General features: G+C 52.8%; 4 protein-coding genes. 3 read left to right on the plus strand and 1 reads right to left on the minus strand.

Annotated features, from left to right (window positions below):
• The first annotated feature begins 9 nt into the window (after positions 1 to 9).
• The 3 genes from JE47_RS0106675 (at position 10) to JE47_RS0106685 (ending at position 4,271) form a co-directional block, all read left to right on the plus strand.
• A complete protein-coding gene (locus JE47_RS0106675) occupies positions 10 to 1,170 on the plus strand; it encodes an AI-2E family transporter (RefSeq protein ID WP_031459011.1) in 1,161 nt (386 codons plus the stop codon).
• 2 nt (positions 1,171 to 1,172) lie between these two features.
• Complete coding sequence (era, locus tag JE47_RS0106680; protein WP_031459012.1) at positions 1,173 to 2,582, plus strand: GTPase Era; 1,410 nt, start codon at positions 1,173 to 1,175, stop codon at positions 2,580 to 2,582.
• 243 nt (positions 2,583 to 2,825) lie between these two features.
• Positions 2,826 to 4,271 (plus strand): serine/threonine-protein kinase, encoded by a 1,446-nt coding sequence (locus JE47_RS0106685; protein ID WP_031459013.1) that lies wholly within the window; start codon positions 2,826 to 2,828, stop codon positions 4,269 to 4,271.
• Positions 4,272 to 4,581: 310 nt separating this feature from the next.
• Here the strand turns inward: JE47_RS0106685 and acs are convergent, their stop codons facing one another.
• Positions 4,582 to 6,516 (minus strand): acetate--CoA ligase, encoded by a 1,935-nt coding sequence (acs, locus tag JE47_RS0106690; protein WP_031459014.1) that lies wholly within the window; start codon positions 6,514 to 6,516, stop codon positions 4,582 to 4,584.
• Positions 6,517 to 6,749 lie beyond the last annotated feature (233 nt).

The raw sequence follows: 6,749 nt of genomic DNA on the forward strand, positions 1-6,749 counted from the left end.
AAAAAAGCCATGGAGAGTAGTGATCGGCCTATTCGGTTTTCATATCTGGCCAGGTGGATCGTTAGTGGTCTGGTAATAGTGTTGACGATCTGGTTTTTGTTTGCGGTGACGCATATTTTGCCACCGTTTATTGCGGCTATTATTACCGCTTACCTGTTTAACCCTTTGATCGGTTGGTTGCACCGTCGTACCCATGTTGGTCGGGCGGTATGGATTGTCATACTCTACATTGTCGCCTTTATTGTACTATACAGTCTTTTTACCGCTCTTTGGCCGCGAATTGTCCAACAAAGTCGGGATTTAGCTGCGAATGCGCCAATCATTATCCGAGAGCTGACCATCTTTTTTGAGCAAAACCAGACGATTGAGATTGGGGAGTTTGTAATTAGTCTTGCCCCTCTCGAAGCGCAAGTTATTGGGCTGATTCGAGATGGAGCCGGTTGGCTCAGTGGTAATGTTCCAAAGATCGTATTCTCAGCCCTGGAAAGCGTGATCTATCTCTTAGTCTATTTGATTATCACTTTTTATCTACTATTACAGGCGCCGCAGTTGAAAGCATGGATCCGTCATCTCATACCGGCTCCGTACCGACGTGAGATTGGTCACCTCGGTTCACAGATTGATCAGGTGTTCAGTGCGTATATTCGCGGTCAATTGATCCTGATCGTGATTATGTCGGTGTTGCTCTACATCCCGCTTTCTATTCTACAAGTGCCTTATGCGCTGGTTATTGCAGTAGCCTCCGGCGTGCTCGAAATTTTACCAATTATTGGTCCATGGTCGGCTGCCGGCATTGCGATGACGGTAGCGCTTTTTCAGCCGGTGACGCCGTTTGGTCTCTCTAATGTAGCGGTGGCAATATTACTGGGGATCATCTACTTTGTGTTGCGCCAGATTGAAGACCATTTTATTATTCCCAATGTGATGGGGCCGCTGGTACGGTTGCATCCGGGTGTGGTCATCTTTGCAATTCTGGCCGGTGGCGCACTAGCAGGCGCTTTCGGTCTCTTTATCTCAATCCCCATTGCAGCCGTGATCCGGATTGTACTCAGTTATCTCTACCGTAAGTTGACCGATCAGCCCGAAATGCCATCTGATACCGACCAACCGCAAGTCGATGCTACTACCGAGACGGTGACCGGTGAGATGGCGCTCGGTTCAAAAGGATAGTTATGAAATATTGTTCGCTTGATACGAATGCCGGTACGCTCTACCTCTACTTTACCGATCTTGAGGAAGGTCAGGCGACGGCAACAATGGAATATCCGGTAAGCCTGCTCCTCGATGCGCAAGGGGCCATCTTCGGTTGTCGGGTTGATCTTGATGATGAGGTAATTCTCAGTCAACTGGAATTGATCCTCGACGCGCCGTACAATTGGCTCGACGGCGAATACGGTCATCTTTATATTCGCCTGGCTGATGAAGACCCGACTGAAGTGGTTCCACTCAGCGAGACGGCGATCCTCGATCTCGATGATGATGATCTGGTACTGGGGATCGAGCTAGCGCTACCTCCAGAGTGGCGTACTCCCGAACGGTTACAGCGTCTGATGCCGCTTATGGTGTCATTCGACGATGAACCGGTTGCCGGTGAAGGACCGGTGGTGTTGACGCCACCACCGAATGCGATCGCTGTTGAACCATCGACCGCATCTGATTCAACCACAGGGGAGAGCATCCCGTTAGATCGGTGGCGTGTGGGGTTCGTTGCGCTGGTAGGAAAGCCGAATGTTGGCAAGAGCACTTTGCTCAATGCGTTGTTGGGTGAAAAAGTGGCGATCGTATCGCCTCGGCCGCAGACAACTCGAGTGCCGGTGCGCGGAATCCTCTCGCGACCGGGTGAGCAGATCATTTTCATCGACACACCCGGTATTCACCAGCCTAATCATCGGTTGGGGCAGTTGATGGTTGAACTGGCCGAACGTACTCTGCCCAACGCCGATGTCATCTGCTTTATGGTCGATATAAGTCAGCCACCTACTCGCCTGGATCGCATGATTGCGCAACAGGTACAGCGTGCGCGTGGTCATAAGTTGTTGGTCTTAAACAAGGTAGACAAGAAACCAAAGCGTCCTGGCGAGAGTTACCTCGCTGCCTATCGCGAATTGGGACCGTGGGAGATGGAGATTGCGATCTCCGCTCAGCGCCAATTGGGTTTGGCTGCGTTACTTACCGAAATTAGTGCGCGCTTACCAGAGGGACCACCGCTCTATCCGCTCGATCAGATTACCGATCAGAGCGAGCAACAACTGGCAGCCGAATTTGTGCGCGAAAAAGCCCTCTTTTACCTGCAACAAGAGGTACCCCACGCGATTGCCGTTGAAGTAGAAGAGTGGCAGGAAAAAGAGAAGATTACGTACATCCGTATGACGATCAATGTCGAAAAAGAGAGTCAAAAAGGTATCTTGATCGGCGCCGGTGGGAGTATGCTGAAGAAGATCGGCAGTGCGGCCCGCGCTTCAATTGAGCGGATGCTAGGCCGTCCGGTGTATCTTGATCTGTGGGTGAAGGTACGTCCTGATTGGCGAGATGATCCGAGTGCGCTCAGTTGGTTGGGGTATCGGGCAAAGAATTTTCTTTAGTTGCAACTTCCCCGCCGCTGCTTGCGTATTATTCGATAGATCATCACGTGCCCAGGGCTAGAAAGGGCTCTCTATTGGTGGCAGATGAACGTATCATGACTTGCCACCGATAATCGGGCAGGATGAGTATTCATCTTCCTTTCTAGCCGAATGTGGTGTGGTGACCAACGAAATGATACAGTTGCTCTGCATAAGGTTGAGGGAAACGTGCAACGCTCGCCAATCTCTACAACAGGAAACACTATGGCTGAGGTAACCGAGATCCTCTGCCCGATTTGTCATAGGCCGAATTTACGGCGAGCGAAATTTTGTCAGCATTGCGGTCATGACGTTGTGCTGAATAACGATCAGCCGAGTGATGATCGTCGTTACGTCATTACGCGGATCATCAAACGCGGTGGTCAGGGTGCGGTGTATGAAGGGATCGATCAGCACGGTCGAGTATATGCGATCAAAGAAATGCTTGACCGTTTCGCCGATCCGAAAGAGCGGGCCGAGGCGGTTGCACGTTTTAACGCCGAAGCCGAGCTGTTACAACAATTGCGCCACCCGCGTATTCCACGTGTTTACAGTCACTTCACCGACGAAGGCCGGCATTACCTGACCATGGATTTTATTCGTGGTGAGGACCTCGAACAAATCCTCGAACGAGAGGGGCGAATTGACGAGCAGCGGGTCTTGCGCTGGGCTGATGAGATTTGCGATGTGCTCAGTTATCTGCACGGGAAGGGCTTTATCTATCGCGATATGAAGCCTTCTAACGTGATGATTGAGCCAAGCGGCGATGTGAAGTTAATCGACTTTGGCATCGCAAAACTCTTTAAGCCCACCGAGCGCGGGACGCAAATCGGGACACCGGGCTATGCTCCACCCGAACAGTATCAGGGTCTGGCCACCCCACAATCTGATGTCTATGCGTTAGCGGCCACGTTGCACCACCTGCTTACAGGGCGTGATCCAACCCAAGAGTTACCGTTTTCGTTTCCACCGGCCCGGACACTGGTTCCAACCATCTCGGAACGAACGAGTGCTGCGTTAGAACGGGCACTACAGAAGGCGCCCACCGATCGCTTTGCTACGATGGATGAGTTTCGAGCAGCACTGATCCCCTCTACGAAACTACAACCGGTACAGGTGCGCGTTGTCCCCAAACCGGCACCGGCTGCATCAGCCGCTCGTCCGGCAGTCTCTCCATCGCAAGCTGCACCGGCGACAACAGTCTCTCCTGCTATACCTCAATCACCACCAGCATCGGCAAGCGGCACGACAATTCAATCGCCGAAGGTACCACCGCGTCGATCACCGGCACGGTTTATCGGTTGGTTTTTCGTGCTAGGGTTGATTGGGTTGATCCTGTTGGCTACATTTGCGACGGTGACCCGGCCAGATTTGCTCACACCAATCATCGATCTGGTATCAGGTGACAATGCCAATTCGGGCGTCGGTGAACCCCTTCAAGTTACGTATGAGCTAGAGATAACCGTTCCGTCTGATGCTACTGACGAAGAAATTCTTGCCGCTTTCCGAGAGGCTTTTCGTGCACGAGTTCAGCAAGAGTACAGTGGACGGGCGCAGATCAACCAAAATATCCCCATTAGCTACTTTGGAAAACCAGAGCAGATAGAAGAGAGTAATGACCAGATTACCTATCGAGCACGTTTGATCGGTACAATCTGGGTCAGGAAGTGAGGATTAGCGAGGCTGTGTCTTGTGGTTGTTTCTGCGCTAACTTCCCCCTTCATTCTGAACTGGGTATGCTGTCGCCAGCGAAGACTGGTCAATGTTCCCAGCCGACTCAGCAGCAATGAGAAGCGGCCAGAATGAATTGTTTGCCCTTTCTCTCCGTATGTGGGTTGGAGGGGGACAAGGTGATGAGCTAGCCACATCCTCACCTGGCGGGGGGAAGTGAGGAGGTAGTCAGCCGTACTGCTAACCGCGCTCTAAAAATGACAGGGGCGCACCGCAGTGCGCCCCTGCTTCGTGTTCGTTGTTGAACGGACTACTCTTCAAGCGTTGAAATATCACCTTCGGGCAGACCTAAAGCCCGTGCCCGCAAGACACGACGCATAATCTTACCCGACCGAGTCTTCGGTAGTGAAGTTACAAACGTGATCGAGTCAGGGCGGGCAATGGGGCCTAATTCATGGCCAACGTGTGCACGCAGCTTTTCTTCCAGATCGTGGCTCGGCTCGTAACCGGCACGCAGGATGACGAATGCGTGTATCGCGTTGCCCTTTACCTCGTGGGGCAGACCAATGGCCGCAGCCTCGGCCACTGCTGGATGGCTGACCAATGCACTCTCAACTTCGGCAGTACCAAGCCGGTAGCCCGATACCTTAATGACGTCGTCAAGCCGACCGATGACCCAGATATAGCCATCTTTATCTTTGCGTGCGCTGTCACCTGCGGCGTAATACGGCGGCACCTTCTGCCAGTACCCTTCGACGTAGCGCTGCGGATCGTTGAGAATCGTCCGCATCATGCCGGGCCATGGAGACTTAATAACGAGCAGACCATCCTCATCTGGCGCGCATGGTGTGCCATCTTCGTGCACGACATCCACTTCAATCCCAAGGAATGGCCGTGTCGCCGAGCCTGGTTTCAGCGGTACCACTGGTGTTGGCGTAATCATGAAATGTCCGGTTTCGGTTTGCCACCAGGTATCCATGATCGGGCAACGGTTGTGACCGATCTTTTCGTAGAACCACTTCCACGCTTCGGGGTTAATTGGTTCACCAACCGAACCGAGCAGGCGGAGCGTACTCAAGTTGTGGCGAGACGGCCAGAGTTCGCCAAACCGCATCAGACCACGAATTGCAGTGGGTGCGGTGTAAAGAATAGTAATACCGTGCTTATCAACCATGCTCCACCAGCGGTCGGGATAGGGATAGTTCGGCGCGCCCTCGTACATAAATGAGGTTGCACCGTTAATCAATGGCGCATACACGATGTACGAGTGACCGGTAATCCATCCCGGATCAGCAGCACACCAGTACCGATCTTCGTCTTTGATGTCAAAGACAAACTTCAGGGTCGTGTACGTCCCGACCATGTAACCGCCGTGCGTATGGACGACCCCTTTGGGCTTTCCCGTCGTTCCTGACGTATAGAGGATAAAGAGCATATCCTCAGCGTCCATCTCCTCGGTTGGGCAATGACCGTTCGCGATTGGCAAGCCGAGTAGATCATGCATCCAGAAGTCACGCCCCTGCTCCATGGGTACGCCGTGGTTTGTGTGCCGGAAGACAAGGCAGGTTTGTACGGTGGGGGTACGCGACAACGCCTCGTTGACGATCTTCTTCAGCTCAACGATCTTGCCGCGCATGTAGCCACCGTCGGCGGTAATCAGGACCTTGCTTTTAGCGTCAGCCAGGCGGTCGGCCAGCGCCGCTTCTGAGAACCCACCGTAGACCACACTGTGAGCAGCGCCAATCTTGGCGCAGGCCAGCATGCTAAACATCAACTCTGGGATGCGGGGCATGTAGATGGTTACAATATCACCCTTCTTGACCCCCATGCTCTTCAAGACGTTAGCAATCCGCGATACTTCATAATTGAGCTGGTAGTAAGAGTAGGTGCGCTGACTCCCGTCTTCGCCCTCCCAAATCAGGGCCAGCTTGTTCTTGCGCCACGTCTTGAGGTGGCGGTCAATGGCATTGGCGACGATATTGGTTTTACCGCCGACAAACCATTTGTAGAAAGGTTTGTTACTGTCGTCAATCACCTTTTCCCAGGGTTGATACCACTCCAGTTCACCAGCCATATCGGCCCAAAACTCTTCGCGGTGGGTGATCGTCCATTGGTAGAGTTCGTCGTAGGAGTTGAAGCCTTTTTTGCGGGCATAAGCCATTACATTCGATTGCTCAACCAGCGCCGGGTCAGGGTAATACATTTCACTTGTGTCGGGCAGCGCCACTTCGCGAGTCTCGGTCATGAGTCGAACCTCCTTGTTACGTGTTTGCACGGCAGTCTACATATCGTTGTGGATATGCCGATTATAGGCTGTGCCGCGCACTCATGTCAACCAGTCTTCTGTGGATATTTTCACGATAGCGAATGATTGTGATCGGAGATTAAAGATACGGTAAAGTTTTGCCAAATCATTCATGCCCTCACCTTCCCCCCTGGCCCCCGTCCTCTCCCACGCTGCGGGAGAGGACGGGGGGG

It is taken from the genome of Chloroflexus sp. MS-G (assembly GCF_000735195.1).
Lineage (GTDB): Bacteria > Chloroflexota > Chloroflexia > Chloroflexales > Chloroflexaceae > Chloroflexus.

What these genes read in the sequence shown, in the direction of transcription:
- JE47_RS0106675 (WP_031459011.1), top strand. Translation starts at nt 10, where the DNA reads ATGGAGAGTAGTGATCGGCCTATTCGGTTTTCATATCTGGCCAGGTGG.
- era (WP_031459012.1), top strand. Translation starts at nt 1,173, where the DNA reads ATGAAATATTGTTCGCTTGATACGAATGCCGGTACGCTCTACCTCTAC.
- JE47_RS0106685 (WP_031459013.1), top strand. Translation starts at nt 2,826, where the DNA reads ATGGCTGAGGTAACCGAGATCCTCTGCCCGATTTGTCATAGGCCGAAT.
- acs (WP_031459014.1), bottom strand. Translation starts at nt 6,516, where the DNA reads ATGACCGAGACTCGCGAAGTGGCGCTGCCCGACACAAGTGAAATGTAT.